The organism is Terriglobales bacterium, from assembly GCA_035561515.1.
Taxonomy (GTDB): Bacteria; Acidobacteriota; Terriglobia; order Terriglobales; family Acidobacteriaceae; genus DATMXP01.
Genome location: DATMXP010000042.1, coordinates 81,354 through 101,574 on the forward strand (window position 1 = coordinate 81,354; position 20,221 = coordinate 101,574).

13 protein-coding genes are annotated in these 20,221 nt (G+C 55.2%); 7 read left to right on the forward strand and 6 right to left on the reverse strand.

The window, feature by feature from the left end; all coding sequences use genetic code 11:
- Positions 1-49: 49 nt before the first annotated feature.
- On the reverse strand, positions 50-1,291 hold the full coding sequence (locus VN577_18815) for an anaerobic sulfatase maturase (GenBank protein ID HWR16887.1): 1,242 nt from the start codon (positions 1,289-1,291) through the stop codon (positions 50-52).
- A gap of 117 nt (positions 1,292-1,408) precedes the next feature.
- Between VN577_18815 and VN577_18820 the strand changes: the two genes are divergently transcribed.
- From VN577_18820 to VN577_18835, 4 genes are all read left to right on the forward strand, one after another.
- Positions 1,409-3,823, forward strand: coding sequence for an arylsulfatase (locus VN577_18820; protein ID HWR16888.1), 2,415 nt, complete (start codon positions 1,409-1,411; stop codon positions 3,821-3,823).
- A 2-nt stretch (positions 3,824-3,825) separates the two neighbouring features.
- Positions 3,826-4,935, forward strand: a complete 1,110-nt coding sequence (locus tag VN577_18825) for a formylglycine-generating enzyme family protein (protein ID HWR16889.1) — start codon at positions 3,826-3,828, stop codon at positions 4,933-4,935.
- A 202-nt stretch (positions 4,936-5,137) separates the two neighbouring features.
- The gene (locus VN577_18830; GenBank protein ID HWR16890.1) at positions 5,138-8,386 is read left to right on the forward strand and encodes a carboxypeptidase regulatory-like domain-containing protein; all 3,249 of its coding nucleotides are present in this window, start codon (positions 5,138-5,140) and stop codon (positions 8,384-8,386) included.
- Positions 8,387-8,403: 17 nt separating this feature from the next.
- Positions 8,404-10,587 (forward strand): SUMF1/EgtB/PvdO family nonheme iron enzyme, encoded by a 2,184-nt coding sequence (locus VN577_18835; protein HWR16891.1) that lies wholly within the window; start codon positions 8,404-8,406, stop codon positions 10,585-10,587.
- 5 nt (positions 10,588-10,592) lie between these two features.
- On the opposite strand, the gene VN577_18840 is transcribed toward VN577_18835, so the two are convergent.
- On the reverse strand, positions 10,593-11,639 hold the full coding sequence (locus VN577_18840; GenBank protein HWR16892.1) for a LacI family DNA-binding transcriptional regulator: 1,047 nt from the start codon (positions 11,637-11,639) through the stop codon (positions 10,593-10,595).
- A gap of 139 nt (positions 11,640-11,778) precedes the next feature.
- Between VN577_18840 and VN577_18845 the strand changes: the two genes are divergently transcribed.
- On the forward strand, positions 11,779-12,768 hold the full coding sequence (locus VN577_18845) for a GRP family sugar transporter (protein HWR16893.1): 990 nt from the start codon (positions 11,779-11,781) through the stop codon (positions 12,766-12,768).
- A 15-nt stretch (positions 12,769-12,783) separates the two neighbouring features.
- A complete protein-coding gene (rbsK, locus tag VN577_18850; GenBank protein ID HWR16894.1) occupies positions 12,784-13,707 on the forward strand; it encodes a ribokinase in 924 nt (307 codons plus the stop codon).
- A gap of 220 nt (positions 13,708-13,927) precedes the next feature.
- On the opposite strand, the gene VN577_18855 is transcribed toward rbsK, so the two are convergent.
- The 3 genes from VN577_18855 to VN577_18865 all read right to left on the reverse strand — a co-directional run bounded on the left by VN577_18855 (position 13,928) and on the right by VN577_18865 (position 18,438).
- Positions 13,928-15,646 carry a sialidase family protein gene (locus VN577_18855; GenBank protein ID HWR16895.1) on the reverse strand — a complete coding sequence of 573 codons (1,719 nt, stop codon included), beginning with the start codon at positions 15,644-15,646 and terminating at the stop codon, positions 13,928-13,930.
- A 76-nt stretch (positions 15,647-15,722) separates the two neighbouring features.
- Entirely contained in the window at positions 15,723-17,483 is a 1,761-nt protein-coding gene (locus VN577_18860; GenBank protein ID HWR16896.1) for a sialidase family protein, read from the reverse strand.
- The gene (locus tag VN577_18865) at positions 17,476-18,438 is read right to left on the reverse strand and encodes a fumarylacetoacetate hydrolase family protein (GenBank protein ID HWR16897.1); all 963 of its coding nucleotides are present in this window, start codon (positions 18,436-18,438) and stop codon (positions 17,476-17,478) included. Before VN577_18865 ends, VN577_18860 begins: the two co-directional genes overlap by 8 nt.
- 132 nt (positions 18,439-18,570) lie before the next feature.
- Here VN577_18865 and VN577_18870 point away from each other — a divergent pair, with 132 nt between their 5' ends.
- Positions 18,571-19,257 carry a GntR family transcriptional regulator gene (locus VN577_18870; GenBank protein ID HWR16898.1) on the forward strand — a complete coding sequence of 229 codons (687 nt, stop codon included), beginning with the start codon at positions 18,571-18,573 and terminating at the stop codon, positions 19,255-19,257.
- On the opposite strand, the gene VN577_18875 is transcribed toward VN577_18870, so the two are convergent.
- Positions 19,250-20,161 (reverse strand): dihydrodipicolinate synthase family protein, encoded by a 912-nt coding sequence (locus VN577_18875; protein HWR16899.1) that lies wholly within the window; start codon positions 20,159-20,161, stop codon positions 19,250-19,252. The genes VN577_18870 and VN577_18875 overlap by 8 nt on opposite strands.
- Positions 20,162-20,221 lie beyond the last annotated feature (60 nt).

Below are 20,221 nucleotides of genomic sequence, written 5' to 3' on the forward strand. Positions count from 1 at the left end.
ATTGCGCACCGAGACCGAGTATGAGGCTCTTCCTCCGTGAGCACCATATCTATATTCGGTTGCGCCTGGCCATTCTCATGACGTTTGCCGGTGCCCGCCCCACTGTCAGCTCCGAAACCATGAACCGCATGTAAGGATCAATGTGGTGGAAGAATCGCTTGTAGGCAGGACAGAGGTAGTTTAGTCCCGGTTCACCCTCTGAAGTCTTCGAAAAGCGGTGTTTTGGGCATTCGCCATTGCAGGCGAACCTCACGTCGCACTCTCGGCATAATCGCGGCAGGGTATCGCGCTTTGTTGCCCCGAACGCGCGCTGTTTGGGAGAACTCGCAAGCTTTGCCATGGTTTGCTGCAAGATATTTCCGAGCTTATGTTTGGGGTACACGAAGTGATCGCAGGAATAGACGTCACCGCAACTCTCGATCACCAGCGCTCTTCCACAATCTTCCTGGAAGGCACACAAACGTGATCCCAATCCGTACCAGATCTCAAGAGCGACCTCGAATAGCTGAACGTAAACTCTGCCAACGTCGTAGCGAACCCATTCGTCGAATATCGTGCACAGAAAGGAACCGAATTGAACAGGTTCCACAGACCAGTTTGTAACCTCTGCGTCTCCTTCGAAATCTGGTGCTACTAAGTTCAGGCCGTCACTTCCCGGTATGGGCGCTTTCCGCTCAACCAGCGGGATGAACTGCATATACTCGCTTCCGATGGATTTTAGAAATCGATAAACGGTAAGTGGCTCTGAGGCATTGTGTCGATTCACCACCGTCAGGGTATTGAAGGTAACAGAGTGCTTCTTGAGCACTGTGATCGCTTTGGCTACGCGTTCATAGGTCGGATACCCGGCTTTGTCCAATCGATACTGGTCGTGGATTCTACGCGGGCCATCGATCGAGATGCCGACGAGGAAGTTGTGTTCTGACAAAAACACTCCCCATCGGTCGTCCAGCAAAACGCCGTTCGTCTGTAAGACGTTCTCAATCTTCTTGCCTGCGCCAAACTCACGCTGAATGTTTACCACTTCTCGGAAGAAATCTATCCCGAGCAAGGTTGGCTCCCCGCCCTGCCACGAAAACTGAATGACGTCTGTCGGCTGTGCTGATATGTACTGGCGAATGTAAGCCCGCAGGACCTCCGACGACATGAATTGCTTTTCAGAGGAATACAGCTTCTCTTTTTCCAAGTAGTAGCAGTAGGTGCAATCAAGATTACACAGTGATCCGCTGGGTTTGGCGATGACATGAAAGGGTAACGGGAGCGGCATATATGACGCGCATTGTACGCCCATTTGTATTTCCTGCGTTTGGCGATGCTTGACATCTATTCCAAATCGCACCATAATGCCACCCCGAAAATGAAACGATTCATCTATGGTGTAATTCCAACTCGAAGAGAGGTGAATACAATGCGCTCGCCAGGTAGACGCTTAGGGATTTCCGGTGTGTGGGGAAGAGTCGCATGTGTCACGCTTGCCCTCGCCTGTGCAACCGCAAATGCTCAGACGGCCGCCACAGACGTGCAGTCGTTCAAAGGCAAGTTGGCGCGTGATCCTCGCGAGTCTTTACCTGCTTGGCCAGAGATTGTGAAGGCCCCGGCAGGTGCGCCCAATGTTGTCCTGATCCTGGTCGATGATGTCGGGTTCAGCACCACTTCCACTTTTGGCGGACCCGTGCCGACGCCGAACTTCGAGAAGCTGGCTGCCCGGGGGCTGAAGTACAACACATTTCACGTGGATTCTATTTGCTCCGCGAGTCGTGCGGCTCTGCTGTCAGGGCGCAATTCCCACCAGATGGGATTCGGGACCATTGCCGAGCACGCGCAGGGATATCCGGGCTATAACTCCTACTGGCCTGCGAGTTCCGCATCGATTGCCAAGGTTTTGACCAAGAATGGCTACAACACTGCCGCGTTCGGAAAATGGCACAACACGCCGGTCTGGGAGATGAACCCAGGAGGTCCGTACGATCGCTGGCCGACTGGGCTCGGCTTTGAGTATTTCTACGGATTTCTTGCGGCCTTCGACAGCCAGTACACGCCACGGCTCTATCGAAACACGACTGCGGTTGAGCCGGGCACCACGGCAGTCCAAGGATACGATCTCACGAACGACATGACGAATGACGCAATCCGCTGGCTGCACAGGCAGAACGCCGCTGCGCCCGACAAACCATTCTTCCTCTACTTCGCCACGGCCGGCACGCATACTCCTCACCATGTCCCCGCGGAGTGGATCGAGAAATTCCGCGGCAAATTCGATCAGGGATGGGACAAACTGCGCGAGGAAAACTTTGAGCGCGAGAAGAAACTCGTTGTAATTCCGCCGGATGCAAAAGACAATCCGCGGCCCGAAGGTCTTGCCGCATGGGATTCGTTACCGCCCGATGAGAAAAAACTGCTCGCTCGACAGGCGGAAGTCTATGCCGGCTTTACTGCCTACACCGATTACCAGATCGGCCGCTTGCTCGACGCGATTGCGGAAGAAGGACTGAGTGATAACACACTGGTTATCGAGATCTTCGGCGACAATGGAGGAAGCGCGGAGGACGGGCCTACCGGCTACGACACTCGTCAGATCAATGGCCAACTGAAGGATCTCACCAGCCGGTTAGAGATCGAAGACGAACTCGGGTCGGAGCTGTTCATGAATGCGACCGCGGCACCGTGGGCGTGGGCTTTTAGTGCGCCATTCCCTGGAACTAAAGTCGATTCCTCGCACCTCGGCGGCACTCGCGACCCGATGGTGATCGCATGGCCGAAGCGCATCAAGGATGTTGGCGGCTTACGTTCTCAGTTCGGTCACTTGACCGACATAGCACCCACCATTTACGAAGCTGCCAACATTCAGCCGCCCGCAGCGATCGACGGAGTGAAGCAGACGCCGTTGGAAGGTGCGAGCCTCGGATTCACGTTCGATCAGCCAAAGGCAGAGAGTCGCCACCGGGTCCAGTTGTTCGAGACGAACGGAAATAAGGGTATCTACAAAGATGGCTGGTGGGCGGGCAATCTGCTGAGACCGTCGTGGTATCGCATCGGATCTCCGGGCTATGAGCCAGCGAAGATCCTCGCCGACAACACGCATCCGTGGGAGCTCTACAACTTGAACCAGGACTTCAGCCAAGCAACTGACGTGGCCGCAAAGTACCCTGAAAAGCTTGCCGAGATGAAAGCCCTGTTCGAAAAGGAAGGCTGGCGGACACAGGTATTTCCTCTGTTACCGCTACGCCAGTTGATCAGCAGGCCCGAAGACGAGCGCACAACGTTCGTGTTCCGCGATGGGGTGGAGCGCTTCGGCGGGATCATGAACGTGAAGGCTGGCGCGACCACCGGATACACACTGACCGCGCAAATAGAGAATCCCGACGGCAATGCTCGCGGAGTGCTCTTTGCACAGGGTGGCCGATACGGTGGCATTACCCTGTACGTTCAAGATGGGAGGGTTCATTTCGAGATTAATTCATTCTCCAACCCGTCTGGCGAGTTGGTGTCGAAGACCACATTGCCCACTGGAAAATCTACCATCGTCGTCGAGGTCACTCCCAGACCTAAGACAGCGACGAAGGGAAGTGCTCCGTTTCCGGGCACAGGCACTCTAACCATCAATGGAACGCAAGAGGCGTCAGTGGAGTTCGCCAATATTCCACCGAGCGGAGGTTACTGGTCGCCTGCCGAATCGCTTGATGTGGGGAGTGATTTGGGGTCGGCTGTCAGCAATAGATATCAGGTTCCCAATCGCTTCACTGGAAAAATCGACTCGGTTAAGTTGCAGTTGCACAAACCAAAGACCGAGAACTCGCGGGTGCGGAACGACGATCATTCGTAGCGATGAATTGGATGTTACACATCAACTTCGTTGGTCGCATGATGTTGGCAGTGCTCGCGCTCGTGCTGCACGTTTCGGCGCAGCAACCGGGGGTATTCCTGCCGACTAGACCGAACCTGTCACCCGCACCTGGTCGTCCTCCAAAAGGAATGGTGTGGGTGCCTGGTGGAGAATTCTCCATGGGCCTCGCCGATCCTCGTGGGGAGCATCACGGCGGCAAAGAGGCAATGGATGATGCTCGCCCCATTCACCGGGTTTACGTTGACGGATTCTGGATGGACAAGACGACGGTGACGAACGCGGAGTTCGAACGCTTTGTAGCGGCAACGGGTTACCTTACTGTCGCAGAGCGGAAGCCCAGCGCCGCAGAATTCCCGGGCGCGGCACCCGAAGTCTTGGTGCCGGGATCGGTCGTTTTTCAAGCTCCATCTCATCCAGTAGCCCTGGACGATCCGACACGCTGGTGGGCTTTCGTGCCGGGTGCGGATTGGCGCCATCCGGAGGGTCCCGGCACCTCCATTCGCGGCCGCGAGAACTATCCGGTGGTGCAAGTGGCGTATGAAGATGCGGTGGCATACGCGACGTGGGCAGGGAAGAGACTGCCAACGGAGGCAGAATGGGAGTTTGCCGCTCGAGGCGGATTGACCGGCAGAAGATATGCCTGGGGTGACGAGTTTCTTCCCCATGGCAAGTGGACGATGAACACCCATCAGGGGCATTTTCCTGATCACGATACTCATCAGGACGGCTTTGCCGGCATGGGACCGGTCGCAAGTTTTGCCCCGAATGCGTACGGCCTCTACGACATGTCCGGCAATGTATGGCAGTGGGTCTCCGATTGGTATCACCCGGGATACTACTTGCAACTCGCTGGCACTGTGGCGCGCAATCCGAAGGGTCCGGATTCTTCCTTCGATCCGCAGGAGCCAGGAGTGAAGAAGCGGGCCCAGCGCGGTGGCTCATTCCTTTGTACTGAACAATATTGCACTCGTTACCTGGTGGGAAGCCGGGGCAAGGGTGAGGTCTCGACCGCAAGCAATCACCTCGGCTTCCGGTGTGTGCAGTCGGCAAGCGCTTTCGGCCGACGTCATACTGACGGGGAATCCGACTGATTGCGGAGCGAAACACAGCATTTCTTTGTTGACACTCGGTATTAGCAGATATAAGCTCTCACCCGATTTAAGAATGAAACGATTCATTTGAATCGTTTCACGATTTAGAAACCGCTTGGTCGTAACGTTGTCGGCAGCTGCGACCTTTAGCAACAAGGCAGCCTGATCGCAATTCGCGCTGTCTGCCTCTGGAGGATCCGAGATGAACCGCCTGTCCTGCCGTTCCGCCGCCGTTCGCGCATTCTGCTTCACCCTGATATTGCTGCTCTCCTGCTCGCCCGTTGTTTTCGGCCAGGCGACGACTGGGTCCATCTACGGTACTGTGGCCGACTCCGGCGGGGCGGTCGTTCCGGGCGCTACCGTGACCGTGAAGAATGTCAATACCGGGGAGACAAAGTCGGCGACGACTTCGTCCACCGGCGACTACACCGTCGTCTTCCTGGTGCCTGGTGAGTACGAGGTTTCGGCTGAGATGGCTGGTTTCCAGGTGCAGCGCCAGACTGCTGTGCACCTGGCAGCCAATCAGAACGTGCACGTCAATTTCGACTTGAAGGTCGGGTCGACAGAGCAAAGCCTTACGGTGGAAGCTGGCATTACCTTGGTTGATACGCGGGAGTCTCAGATCGCTACCACGGTCGAGCAGACGCGTATCCAAGACCTGCCACTGAATGGACGCAATGCGTATGACCTGGTGCAAGTGGTGCCGGGTGTCCAGAGTTACGCCGCCGACAAACCGACCGGATCACGCCAAGGCACCCAGTTCACCGTCAACGGCGTACCCGACTTTAATTCCGCTTATTACCTCGACGGCGCCTATGACACTAATCTCTGGCGCTTCGGCGGGAACCTCATGCCGAGTCCAGATGCTCTGCAAGAATTTCGCGTGTTGACCAGCAACTTCGACGCGGAGTTCGGGCGATCCGCCGGCGGAGTAGTCAACGCCATCACCCGTTCGGGCACCAACAACTATCACGGCTTGCTCTATGACTACCTGCGCAACGATGCACTTAACTCGAAAAACTACTTCATCAACGAAGTCACGCCTCTCCGACAAAATCAGTTTGGAGGGACATTCGGCGGCCCGATCGTCCGCGATAAAGCGTTCTTCTTCCTCTCCTACGAAGGCCTGCGCATCCGTACGCCCGTCATCGTTTCCTCCAGCAGCTTAATCACGCCTACCCCGGCGCAAGCGCGCGGCGACTTCTCGGCAGAGCCGCAAAGCAAGTGGCCGAAGATGGCGAACGGTAGCTACTATAGCTGCAACGGCGTGCAAGGCATCATTTGCCCGACATTGCTGGACCCGGTTGCACAGAACGCGCTCGCGTTCGTTCCCCTCGCCGATCCGGTTACGGGTATCACAGCTGAGCAGTTCGGTAATGCGAATACCGAAGCCAATCAGGGCATGGCCAAGATCGACTGGCAGGCCACGGTAAATCACCGGCTCGCCGGCACGTTCTTCATATCGCGCGGCACATCGAAGAATCCTCTGGCCACGCAAGCAGGAATCTCGAACCAGATTCTCAGCTACTCTGGCGTGCAGGAGTATGAAGGTCAGTACAACGGCGTGCTAAACGACACCTGGACGATCTCGCCGACAAAAGTCAACAACCTGCGGCTCTTCTACACGCTGAGTCACTTTGTGCTCTCCTCGATCTACGGCAGCGATCATCAACTTGATGACTTGGGCAGCCTGGCGCCTCCGGGCAGCGATTATGGGTCGCAACCGCTGTTCAATGTTGTCGGCTACTGGTCTATGGGCACCAACAACGCCGGACCTAACGACCTGCCGTCGTCCTCGCTCGGCATCTCCGATACATTCAGCACGACGTTGGGAAACCATGAGGTGAAACTCGGCGGCTCGTGGGTGTACAACCACTTCCGTAGCCGTGGCGGTGCCGCTTCCAACGGCCTCTTCACGTTTAATGGTACGGTCACCGGCAATGCACTGGCCGATTTCCTCTTGGGCCGCGCCAACAACTTCCGACAGAATAACGGTGTAGATTTCCGGACCGAGCAGCATGTTCCCTCGCTGTTCTTCTCCGACAACTGGCGACTTTCGAGGCGGCTGTCGCTGAATCTTGGGCTACGCTGGGAGCGCTTCCCGTCCTATACGGGGCAGAACAACACCGCGACCTTTATTCCTTACGTGAAGTCCGAGAGGTTTCCAACCGCACCGCTGGGACTGGTGTTCTCCGGAGACCAAGGTTTACCCGATGGAATCATAAAGACTCCATGGAACACGTTCGCACCGCGATTCGGCTTTGCGTACGACGTGTTTGGCGACGGCAAGACATCGATTCGAGGCGGCTATGGTTTGTTCTATTCGCAGATCAACCAGGTACGCGTCTCCAACAACCTGGTGCAACAGCCATACTCGCTGACCATGACAATCAACCGGACTCCAAGCCTGTTGAATCCATACGGCGTGGCTGGCAGCCCATTTCCCTACAACCCCGATCCTTCTTCCGCAGTGTTCACTTCCGGCGCAACCATCTTCGGCCTGGAACCGGGGGCCGACGATGTTCCCTCCGTGCAGCAGTTCTCCTTGGGTTTGCAGCAGCAACTTGCGGCGGATTGGGCTGCTGAAGTCTCATACGTCGGCAGCGTCGCTCGGCATTTTCCTATCAATATCGACGGTAATTCCCCTATCTATGCGCCGGGAGGGTTAACTACGACTGCTGGTCTGAATGCACGCCGCCCGTATCAGCCTACGCCCACCACCTACACCTTTGGGGTAATCACCCAGACTCTTTTGAACTCGAACTTCTCCTACAATTCCTTGCAGGCGAAGCTGACTCATCGCTTCACTCGTAACTTCTCCGTTCATGGCAGCTACGTCTGGTCAAAGAGCATTGGATTAAACGCCGTTGTCGATTCCTACGACATCCAGAGCAGTCGAGGCCTTTCCGACACTGACATTCGCCACAGTCTCGTGGTCTCGTATATGTACTCGCTGCCTCGAGTCAATTCGCTGGGCGCCTTCGGTCGGCAAGTCCTGAGTGGCTGGCAGCTAAATGGAATCACTGCCATTCGTTCCGGAACCCCGTTCAACGTGACCTCCGGCAAGGACACGAACTTGGATGGAGTAAACAATGATCGCCCGGATACCGTCGCTCCTCCCTCCATCAACAATGGAAGCCGCCAGGAACGGATTGCTCAATACTTCAACCCGGCCGCATTTGCGCAACTTCCTGCGAATACGCCTTACGGCAATACCGGTTACAACTCTATGATCGGACCGGGTTACGTGAACACGGATTTATCGATCTTTAAGAACTTCACCCTGCCGTTCCGCGAGTCGTCGGTACAGTTCCGTGCCGAAGCCTTCAACCTCTTCAATAACGTGAATCTCAGTAACCCGAATGGCGTCATGACGAACGCGCAGTTCGGGAAGATTACTTCCGCCGGTTCGCCGCGGATCGTTCAGTTTGCGTTACGCTTCTCCTTCTAGGAATTGGGAGACAGAGCTTGAAGATATCGAAAGTTGCACTCCTTGCAGTCTCCTGCGCACTTTTCGTTGCAGGTGTTCCGGTTGTTGCGCAGGATCCTGCAGTGCGCGTCCAAGCATGGCTGCTTGAAGGTCCAGCAAAGCCCGAAGACTTTCCGCGGTGGCTCGCGGATATGAAGGTATGGAGGCATGAACAACTGAAGCGCATCGGCTACGATGACAGCGAGTATCGGCGGCCCGAACTACAGTGGACGCAAAGCAGCTTCATCCAGCCCCAGATGATGATCGAGGATCGCTACTTTTACGATCCGGTGGCAGGGAAGTACACCGTGGATCGGTACCTCGATGATCTGGAGAGGCGCTACGGGGGCATTGACGCGGTTCTAATTTGGCCAACGTACCCCAACATCGGCATCGATAGTCGTAATCAGTTCGACATGTTCCATGACATGCCCGGCGGTATACCTGGGATTCGCCAGATGATCTCCGACTTCCACCGGCGCAATGTGCGGGTGCTCTTCCCAATTATGTTGTGGGATCAGGGCACGCGAGATGTGAGTGTACCGGAGGAACAAGCTTTAGCCGAGCAACTGGCGGCGGTGGGAGCGGACGGCGTTAATGGAGACACGATGAACGCAGTGCCGCGAAGCTTTCGCGATGCCGCATTAAAAGCCGGACATCCGCTGGCGTTCGAGCCCGAACACCTGACACAGGATGAGGCGCTTGCATATAACCACATGATGTGGGCGCAGGCCGTGCCGCCCAACCCTCCCCCTCGTCCGGGTCCTATGCGTCACTGGCATGGAGTTGCCGGTCCCGAATACGTGGACAAGTACAAGTGGCTTGAGCACCGCCACATGACGAACATCTCCGATCGCTGGGAACGTAAGAAGACCGCGGATCTTCAGTTCGCATTCTTCAATGGCGTTGGCATGGAGACCTGGGAGAACATCTGGGGTATCTGGAACGGGCTCACGCCACGCGATGCCGAAACGATTCGGCGCATCGCCAAAATCGAACGCAGCTTTGCTAAAGAGTTGGTAAGCGAGGCTTGGGAGCCGCACACACCGATGCTCCGTTTTCAAATCTACGCGAGCAAGTGGCCGGGCGCCAATCGGACTCTTTGGACGACCATCAACCGAAACGAATACGACGTCGATGGACAACAGATAACTCTCCCCGCTAGCCCCGGTATGCGGTACTTCGACCTCTGGCATGGAATCGAACTGCAGCCGCGGAAGAGCGACAACGAAATTACCCTGAGCTTTCTCGTGGAGCACAACGGGTTCGGCGCGCTTGTCGCTACTCCTTCGCCGGACGCCGAACTCCAGAAATTGCTCGCGGACATGAAGAAACTTAATTCCGTCCGCTTGGATAGCTTTTCGGATGAGTGGAAACCGCTGCCGCAGAAGGTCACTGAAATCGCTCCGACGAAGGGCACGACCGCGCCGCCTCCAGGTATGGTCAAAATTCCTACAACGCAATTTCTTTTCGAAGTTAACGGTATTGAGATCGAAGGCGGCAACACGGTGGGAGTCGATTTCCAGTATCCGTGGGAGGACTCGGCGCGTCGGCGTCATCATCACCTAATGCAGGTGAACGGGTTCTTTATCGACAAGTACCCTGTCACGAACACGGAGTTCAAGAAGTTTCTCGATGCCACGAAGTATCACCCTGCTGACGACCATAACTTTCTCAGAGACTGGAAAAACGGCATGTATCCCCAGGGTTGGGCGAATCGTCCGGTGACGTGGGTTTCCCTGGAGGACGCGCGAGCGTACGCCTCATGGGCGGGAAAGCGTCTGCCGCACGAATGGGAATGGCAACTGGCCGCGCAGGGCACCGATGGCCGAAACTATCCCTGGGGCAACAGGTGGGATCCATCCATGGTGCCTCCAACGAATCGATCTCGCGAGGCGAGTGGACCGGCTGAGGTCACTGCCCACCCGCAAGCAGCCAGCCCGTTTGGAGTGGAAGATCTGGTGGGCAATGTGTGGCAGTGGACAGATGAATACTCAGATGAGCACACGCGAGCCGCGGTATTGCGCGGCGGAAGTTATTACAAGCCGGCGGGGTCCGTATGGTATTTCCCGCAGGCCTATGACCTGCACGAACACGGGAAGTATTTGCTAATGGCTCCGGGGCGTGACCGCGCCGCGACCATAGGCTTCCGCTGTGCTGCCGACATGGCGAGAGAACAATAATGCGGTCAGCGACGTGAGTTGGCAGCTTTTGCCGTGGTCTTGCGCGGCGCGGGCGACGAGGTAGATTGCTTTACGCGTAGCTCTGGTGATAGCACAACCTGGCAAGCTGCGTTTCGTTTGTGCTTCATGCGGTCCACGATCGTTTGAGAGGCCTGTGCTCCAAGTTGGTACGCGAACTGATCTACGGTGGTGAGCGTTGGCTGTGTCATGTCGCTTTCATCCAGGTTGTCGAAGCCCACGATGGACACGTCACGGGGGCACTCGAGACCAGCTTCATGCACGGCCGCGAGAACGCCTATCGCAATCAGGTCGTTTCCCGCAAAGATCGCCGTGGGTCGTGTTCTGGATTGCAGGAGCTGAACCGCTTTTTCGTGTCCGGCGGATTTGTTGAACTCGGCTTCCAGAACGAAGGTGGGCGGGATCGGCAGCCGGGCAGATTTCATGGCACGACGGTAGCCCTGGAGTCGGGCAAGTGCGCTGGTTCCACTCAGGGGTCCGGTAATGGTTGCGATACGTTCGTGGCCAAGTTGGATCAGGTGTTCAGTGGCCGCGTACGCGCCGGCTTCGTGATCGCTGGTAACCGAGTCGCCCTTCCATTTCGGAGGGATACGGTCAAGATACACAACGCCAGCGCCAGACTTGAGGAATGCCTTCGCCTGGTCAAGACCTTGGTTTAGATCGGCGGGAACGATGATCAGTCCGGCAGGCCGGTAGGTGCGCATCTCGCGGAGGTAGGTGCTTTCTTTGGTTGAATTGTTATCCGAGTTGCACAGCACGAGACGATAACCATGCTCGAATGCGACATCTTCGGCTCCGCGCACAGCGCGCGGAAAAAACGGGTTGGTTATATCTGGAACGACCATCACGATCATGTTCGTCTGGTCCTTCCGTAGAGCTCGCCCGAGCAGGGAAGGCTGATAGCCAAGCTCATCGATCGCTTTGAGTACGTGCTTGCGGGAGTCTTCACGGACAGTGGCAAGTCCGTTGAGGACGTTGGAAACGGTGCCCGTCGAAACGCCGGCTTTCTTGGCAATCTCTTTAATGGTCGCCATGATGGTTTTGAGTAAGTGTAAACGGAGAAGTGCAAAGAAGCATGGATTCTTTGTTGACACTCCAGCGGTTTCGCATTAACGTGGTCCGGCAATGAATCGTTTCATTGCTTGACTATAGTCCCATTCAGGACGAAACACAATGTATCTTCCAGACAGTTACGCCGTTGCTCTGCTGTTCATGATCGCTACTATGCTCTGCTGGGGATCGTGGGCGAACACCATGAAGCTGTCACCTGGGTTTCGTTTCCAGCTGTTTTACTGGGATTACATAATCGGTCTGTTCGTTGGGATCATCGCCCTTGGCTTAACCATCGGATCGAGCGGATCGAGGGGCGCGCCTTTTCTTCAGGATATCGCGAACGCTCCGCAATACTCCATCGTGATGGCGCTACTCGGAGGCGCGGTGTTCAACGTGGCAAACCTGCTGCTCGTCGCCGCAATCGAGATTGCAGGCCTCGCCGTCGCCTTTCCCGTCGGCATCGGGGTTGCCCTGATTGTCGGTGCGCTTAGCAACTACATCATTGCCCCAAAGGGAAATCCGCTATTGCTGTTCGGCGGGATTGCCCTGGTGATGGTGGCTATCATTTGCGACGCGCTTGCCTACAAGAGCCGAGAGGGAAGACGCAAGAGTTCGAATGCTCGCGGGATAGTGATAAGTCTCGTATGCGGAATCCTGATGGGCAGCTTCTACCCACTTGTCAGCAAATCAATGGCTGCCCCCAATGCTCCCGGCCCGTATGCCACAGCATTCTTCTTCGTGATCGGCACCGCCTTGTGTTCCATTCCGGTCAACTACTTTTTCATGCGCCGGCCCATCGATGGAAGTGCTCCGGTTTGCATTTCCGACTACTTCTCTGCGTCGAAACGATGGCATGTTGCAGGCGTGCTGGGCGGTGTGATCTGGGTTATCGGCACGACGTTGAATTTCGTCGCGTCGCAAGTGAACTTCGTAGGGCCGGCGATCTCGTACTCGATCGGCCAAGGGGCGACCATGGTCTCGGCACTCTGGGGGGTATTCATTTGGCGGGAATTCGCATCACCGTCGGTTCGCGTACGGAACCTGCTGATTGCAATGTTTGCCTGTTTTGTCGCAGGGCTGGGCGCCATAGCCATGGCACCGCTCTATTGATCAAGGACGAACCCAATGAAGCCAATCGTAGTGGTGGGAAGCATCAATATGGATCTGGTCACCCATGTGGACCGTATTCCCAGGCCAGGGGAAACAGTTACTGGGACATCGTTCCAGATTCATTCGGGAGGCAAAGGTGCAAATCAGGCGGTAGCTATCGCCAAACTCGGCTATCCCTGCATTTTGCTCGGTGCGGTCGGAGAGGACGTCTTCGGCCAGAACCTTCTCCGCACTTTGTCGGCCTATAACGTGGACATCACCAATGTACGCGAGGTACCCGGGTCCAGCGGAACAGCAACTATCATCGTAGATTCCAATGCGGAAAACTGCATCGTAGTAACACCTGGATCAAACGCGCAGGTGACGGAGGAGTACGTCACCCGGCACGAACATCTGATCCGCAGTGCGGGTATCGTTTTGTTGCAGTTGGAGATTCCCATTGCGACGATTGAGTGGGTTGTGCGTTGCTGCGCCGAGAACGGAATTCCCGTCATGCTCGACCCTGCCCCGGCGCGTGCTCTAAGTAGAGATGTGCTGAGGAATCTTGATTGGTTCACGCCGAACGAAACGGAAGCCGAGTTTTACGCACCACAAACCAAATCCCCGAGTGAAGCAATCGAACAGTTGTTTGCTATAGGACCACGAAACGTGATCCTGAAGCGAGGTTCCCAAGGTGCGATTGTCGCCGATGCGGAAGGCAAGTGTTTTCATGCCGAGGCGTTTGAGGTCACGGCCATTGATACCACTGCTGCCGGTGACGCGTTCAACGGGGCATTTGCCGTCGCCATGATGCGAGGCTTGCCTTTCCCTGAATGTGCTCGATTCGCAGCCGCGGCCGCTGCCATTGCGGTTACGCGCTGTGGGGCACAACCTTCCTTACCCACGAATGCCGAGGTTGTCGCATTCATGGACCGAACGACTCAGTTACCTGCCGTCTAGAACAGAGGAAAAGCTAGCTGTGAGTCAGTGGCAGCTAACTCTGCTTAAAGAATTTGAGGAGAATGTCGGCATCTGAAATGGTGTCCGGGCTGGGAATTCTGCTCTCGGCCAGCAACGACACGTGTCCGTAACTTCTATGAACGTAACATCGCCTTTCACTGCATGCTGCACCGCAGAATACGTCGCAGGAAGCTTACTGATGCTGAACACAGTTCCGAGATTAATCGCTCAAGAGGTTTGCCGATACCTCGTAAAGGAGGAGTCCGCCGGCATCGGGCTGACTGCTTGTTGACCGAAGGCGCAGGTAATTTATGCCTGTCGGTGTAACGCGTGTTTGAGAGAGTGAGCCGATGTTCTTACCATCCAACAATAATTCGCAAGCTCTGTTGTTTGTGTTCCACTTCATGGTGAGGCGGTAACGCCTGCCAACCTGTAGTTTTGCTGAATTAATCAGATTATTTGGTCCAATTGGGAGATTGAACAGGTTGTAGAACCGGTCCTCTTCGTCGAAGGGTGTTGAGTAATGATCGGTAAGGCCGAGGTTCAGCGAATGAAAGCCTGGCTCCACGCCGAAAACGATGTCGAGACGGCCACTCCGCCCTGCCGGGAAATTCCAGACGGCGCCCGCCTCCCAATTGCTATCCAGTTTGGCAATACGAAGAACTTTGGCTTTTGGCTGTTGAGAAGCATCCTTAAGTTCAACCCCTTTTACGCCATAGGTCGACCAGTCATCGAGGCCGTCAGAAAAGTCGGTCTGTTGTGCCGGCTGGGTTAGCCATTCGGGATCGAGCACATACGTCGCGCGACGTCCTCCACCTTGGCCGGATGTAAAGAGAACGTTCCCGTCCTTGAGGAGCCTCGGAAATGGATACGCCGTGCCGAAATCACCTCCGGGCGGCGGCGGAAGGTCGCGCTGCGGATCTCGCATCACTTCACGGATTCCACGCCATGTATCACCTTCATCTTCCGATATGGCTCCGTGGAGCACCTGGCGTCCGCCATACGCGTAGGGATAGCGTAAACACTGATTCCAAAGGAGGAGGATGCGTCCGTCTTTGAGTCTTACCAATCCGGCGGGGGAATCCGACGAAACGATAGAGGTTGGAGCTGGCTTCGACCACCGTGCGCCATCATCAGAAAAGGATTCGTAGAACCGACCCATCTGGCTGCGAATGAGCATCCAAACGCGGCCGTCCTTGAGTTCCAATACGACAGGTTCTACGGCTCCGTAAGCTCCTCGTATATCTGGTGTCACGACTTTCAATTTGTCGGGAGATAACGTCCACGTTTTTCCGCCGTCATCCGAGTAGAGAGCCGTAGAATCATAATCACCCATGTAGGTGAACGTCTCAGGACCCTCTCCACGATTGCGCCACGTTCGGTCGCTCTTATAGGAAAACGGCAATACAATACGGCCTTTTTTCGTCTGAATTATCGAGTTGAGAGATCCTGTGTAGCCTTCCCAGATCTTCTTAGGTGACAGCCATTTGGTACGCCCAGCAGTGGATTTCGCATGCCAGATATCTAAGCGTTTCTTCGTCAGGTTCGGGCGGCCGCTCGCTTCACCACCCTTGTAAATACCTGTGTTCGCATCATTGAGGAAGATGAGGTGGATTTCGCCTTCGCGATCTACGAGAATCTCCGGTCCGCCCCAACGTCCCGTATCTGTCGAGAGTGAGAGAACTATTGCGGGATTCGTCCATGTACGAGAATTGTCGGTAGAAACCTGCATTTCGACAACCTGATTCTTGCCTAGTGTGGTCAGAGAGAATGCTGCGAGTCTTCCATCGGGCAACACGCCGAAAACCGGGTGCCCCTTGAGCGTCGCAACGAGAGTGGGTCCTTGCGCTGCATTCGACGAGTTTTCTGCGGCATCAGAGGAAATGGCGAGGCCCAGAACTAGCAGAACGAACAGGAAATAGAAGCGACGAAATTCCATTACTAATCCCTCCGATGAAACCGACCCATCAGTTTCGAGTTTTGTGGTGGTCGACCTGTTGCTGTTGGTTAGTTTGTTAGGCCCAGCCTGCTCCACTGTCGGCTGAAACCGATTGGATCAGAATTCCTCCAGGATCTTTGTCGAGTGCGGTCGAACGGATGCGAAGGTACGAGGGGCCGACCGTGTCGCGACGGATGCCGCAGCGAGCGATTGTCTTGCCTGCACTTATCGCTAAACATTGGTGGCGATCAGTATCCCAGCGCAACAAAAGATCATGCCAGCGGCCTGGTGTAAGACGTTCGCCGCCCTGCAACTTGCCCCCTGGTCCGATATCCAGATTCGCAACATTGTGAAAGATATCTTCGCTATCAAACGGAACGGAGAAATGATCGGTGAGCCCGATAACTCCGCCGGCAAACCCATCCCGAATCAAAACTCGAAGACGCACGTCACCGCGCTTTCCGGCAGGGAAGTTCCAGACACCGGCTGCCGGCCACTCGGAGCCGGTTTTCTTAATCTGCAGGACCGGTCGACCGGAGCTTTCGGGCGCTCCTAAGACCTCCACACCTTGCGTTCCGAAGGTGCTCCAGCCGATAAGGCCCTGTTCGAAGCTATGGGAGCGTTTTGTTTCGTAAAACCATTCAGGATCAAGTTTGAGGAGGTAATATCCACCGCCGGGGCCAATCGTCAAAGAAGTTATGAGGTGCCCTTCTGAGGTGAGAGCCGGCACTGTGTAGGTGACTCCGTGATCCCCGTTCGGCGGAGGAGGCTGATAGACCAGCGGATTCGCAGCAACTTCACGGTAACCACGCCAACTGCGGCCTTCATCTTCCGAAATTGCTCCGTGTAGCACCGCGCGGCCGCCGTTCGCATAACAGTACCGAAGATTGTTGTTCCACAACATCACGATACGTCCGTCTGGTAAGCGAGTTAAGCTGCAAGGCGAGTCACCAGAGATGATTGCGGTAGGAACGGGCGGGGTCCAAGTTTCGCCGCCATTCACAGAATAGGACTCATAAAAACGTCCCCACTGTGTGCGAATCAACATCCAAACGCGACCATCTTTTAATTCGAGGACAATCGGTTCAATGCCGCCATCCTGGCCAATCATGGGCGTGGATTCCTTCAATTCAGTTGGAGAAACGTACCAGGTTGAGCCCTGATCGTCGGAGTAGGCGGACGAGGAACTAAACCGACCATTGAATGCATAGGCGTCGAAACCTTTTCCGCGGTTAGCCCAAGTGCGCGCAGTCAGATAGGTGTAGGGGACGAGAACGCGACCATTTTTCAACTGAACGAAGGAGAGCAATGATCCTGCATAACCTTCCCACACCCGCTTTGGCGCGCGCCATTGCTTACGGGCATTTGTTGACCGAACATGCCAAATATCAAAATGAATCTCGTAAAAGGACTTATTCTGCTTCAATGTGTTCGCATCATTCGTATACAGAAGCTGGAGTTCGCCGTCTCGGTCGAGGAAGGCATTGTGCAGTGACCAGCTCCCTATGGATTCATCGAGAGGAAAGAGATGGGTTGTCGGGCCGAATGTTTCTCCGCCGTCCGAAGAGTATCGGCCGACCGCATGTCCTTTCTCCAGGCCGCCTAGCAATCCGATAAGCTTTCCGTCAGGCAGCTGCGCGTAGACCATGTAGTCGGGTATCTCCACCATCCGCGGAGAAATGCCAGACTTTTGCGAGGACGGGCGTGGTGCCGGTAGCTCCAAGGCCGCTACCGAACGAGCGAACGGAAGACTAGCGGCCGCTAGTCCTGCCTGTTTGAGAAATTTCCGACGACCATTATCAGAGGAGAATTTTCCCAATACGTTCTCGTCAACCATTGTTTCCTCCACGTATCGTGTTCGACAGATTCCCGATTCCCTCAATTTCGACTTCGAATGTATCCCCGTCCTTCAGATAGATCGGTGGCTTACGGGCAAAACCTACGCCGGGTGGAGTTCCGGTCGCGATTACGTCACCCGGCTCCAGAGTTATGGAAGAGGAAATAAACTCGATCAGTTCCGGCACGGCGAAGATCAGATTTCGCGTGCTGGAGTTCTGCATTACCTCTCCGTTCAGACGTCCTCGAATGTTGAGATTCCGATGGTCAGGTATTTCCGTTTTGGTGACGATCCAAGGACCAAGAGGACCAAAGCCATCGCAGCTTTTTCCGCGGTACCACTGCCCATCCGCGAATTGGAAGTTACGTGCACTGATATCGTTCGCGCATGTATAACCGAGCACATAATTCATTGCATCGTGCTCTCGCACGTGCCTGCATCTTTTCCCGATCACGACGGCGAGTTCGGCTTCGAAGTCTGGCTGATCGCAGGACGGAGGAATTGAAACCTCGGAGTTGTGTCCTGCGACAGCATTTGCTGATTTCGCAAACAGCAAGGGCCGGGACGGCAATTCCATGTTTGATTCCCGAGCATGGTCGGAATAGTTGAGCCCCACACAGATGAACGTACGGGGCTGAACCGGCGAAGGAAGTGGCGACTGGAGCAGGTCAGCAGGCAGCCTGTGATCTTGAACGTCGACAAGGAAACTGGGGCTTCCTTCCAGGAAAGTTTCCAGTATCGAGGCAGCGGCACAGAAATCAGAGTCGAGTCCGCTATGGATGCTCCGTTTAACGGCGGAACGTATTTTTGAAGGCGTTTCCGACCGATCAAAGATCAGCCAATCGAAGATACCTTGTGACGCCGATGCAACAAACGGACGAATGCTGCCCTTTTGGAAATACCGACCAACTCTCACCACGGTTCCTTTCGAGATAGGCTCTGAGTGGAACGACACACAACGTCTCCCAGAGCGCTACCGAGTGTTAGCTTGGGATGTTTTCCTAGGTTGTAGGTACTCGAACACCTTGACACATAATGATTTGCACGATACCGTCGACGGAGTACAGTTTGGTGGAAAAGGTGCCTTATGGCAAAGGAGCCTGGGCTACAGCCCTTTAGAAATATGGGGACGCTGAAGGATCGGACTGTCGACGTCCTAACCGACGCCATCCTCAGCGGAAAGATCAAACCGGGAGAGCGCCTCAACGAAAGCCAGCTTGCACGCGACCTGCACGTGAGCCGCGCTCCGGTTCGGGAGGCGCTGCAGCAACTACAGGAACAGTCCCTCATCATCAATGTTCCCCGAAGAGGAATGTTCGTGGTTAGCCTGGACGACGATGACATTCAGAAAATCAACTCCTTGCGGGTGGTCCTGGAAGCTGAGGCCCTGCGTTTGGCCCGAAAAAACCTCACCCCTCAGCGCGAAAAGAAGCTCGAGCAATTGTTGACGACCATGGAGAATATGGAACCGACCCCAACCAAGCTCTCGATGCGGGTCGATTTTGAGTTCCATCGCACGATCTGGAGCTTCAGCGGGAACGAGTACCTGGAAAAGATACTTTCCAGCCTCACCGCTCCCTTATTTGCACACTCTGTCAGGACGCTGCTCCGCAGTGAAAAGCTTCGGATTGTTCTCGACTCCCACCGCCCGCTATTTGAGTTCATTTGTGGAGGCCAAGTGGAACAGACCGCGGAACAGGTTATGCTGGCGCATTTGTCGATCCGATACCTGTCGCCAGAAAAGTACGCCAGCGTCGCTACGCTGATTACTTAGCCGTCGCACACAGATGCGGCTTGACGTGTTTATCGATGATTGCATTGACCTTGGCAGCGTCTTGTGCATTCAACCGTGAAACATAAGGCGCTCCGGTAGCACAATCGGCAATTCCCAGATGGCGTAACGCCTGGTCAAAAGCCCCCCAGATGTTTCCGTAGCGGAAAAGTTCCCAAACTGCGGCGAGTTCCTTCTGCAGCTTTAATGCTGATTCAATGTCGCCTCGGCAGTAAGCTCGATAAAGAGCAACAGCAATGTGGGGACAAAGGTTATGCAGGCCGCCGATGAAGCCGTCACATCCCATCTGGAGACCGACCACAATCAAGAACTCGCTTCCGGTCAAGATAGAAAAATCAGGACCCTGATTCAGTTCGATCACCTTCTGCAGGTTAATGCAATCCTGATTGCTCTCTTTGAGACCTACAATGTGCGGCACGTCTTCGCGCAGTCGTGCGACGGTCTCAGGCGAAAGGCTGTTCTTTGTCATCACAGGATTGTCGTAAAGAAATATCGGGAGATCGACGGCCGCAGCGATATCGGAGAAGTATGCGTATAAGTTTTCTTGCGAGGCGAAAAAATAAAAAGGCGCTAATACGGTCAGGTGAGTAACACCTTGCTTTGCGATCTCCTTAGCCTTACGTACGGCGCGGCTCGTGCTGGTTTCACCGATTCCGCCCATGACCGGGACGCAACCATCAACCTCGGAAACGACGATCGAGATCGCGCGGACCTGCTCTTCATCGGTAAGGAACGCAAATCCACCCATGGTTCCATTGGCGAGAATGCCATTTACGCCCGCGTCGACTAGGTATCGAGTAAGGCGACGCAGAGCAGGCTCATCGACACGTTCGTCTTTCGTTAGCGGAGTTCCGATGGGAGGTACAACACCAGTCAATTTCGGCATTCAAACAAACTCCTGACCCAAAATCTCATACCCAAAAATCGTCGACAGAATACATATTTG